Raw genomic sequence first — 663 nt, 5'->3', positions numbered from 1 at the left:
CGATAACGACACCAAAGGAAATCCCCAGGAAAACCTGCCACAGCGGAATGGACGGCGGCAGAATCAGGGTGAACAGAATACCGGTCACGAAGAAGCCTTCGTTAACCTCATGGCCACGCTTCCACGCGAACAGGCCTTCCCAAATGAAACCACCCAGGTAGACGGTAATCAGAATAGGAATATAGTAGACCGCACCATGCAACACGTTGGCCCAGATACTGGCCGGATCAAACCCGGTCAGCGCTGCCACCAGGTCACTGCGCCAGCCGGCCAGCGGGCTGGCACCGAGCTCGGCAATCTGCAGGTTGGCCTGATAACCGGTGTTCCACAGACCGAACAGGATCGCCGGGAAGGTGCAGAACCACACCGTCATCATGATCCGCTTCAGGTCGAGACCATCACGCACGTGGGCCGCGGAACGGGTCACCGAATCCGGGGTGTAGAGCATGGTGTCGAACATTTCGTAGAAGGTGTAATACTTCTCGAATTTGCCACCCTCATGGAAATGGGGGGACACTTTATCATCCAGAAACTTTCTCATACCCATGCTCAGCCCTCCGCCTCAATCGTGGTCAGGTTGTCGCGCAGAATCGGACCGTATTCATATTTGCCCGGGCACACGAAAGTGCACAGGGACAGGTCTTCTTCCAGCAACTCCAGGGC

The 663-nt window shown here is 56.3% G+C and carries 1 protein-coding gene; it reads right to left on the bottom strand.

All coding sequences use genetic code 11. The features are described from left to right. A partial coding sequence (locus A3730_RS08690) for an RnfABCDGE type electron transport complex subunit D (protein ID WP_197477381.1) occupies positions 1–547 on the bottom strand: 547 nt, incomplete at its 3' end. Between the last annotated feature and the right edge of the window lie 116 nt (positions 548–663).

This window comes from Alcanivorax sp. HI0044, assembly GCF_001634945.1.
Note: the sequence above shows the minus strand (reverse complement) of the source record. Positions and strands in the feature narration are given on the sequence as shown.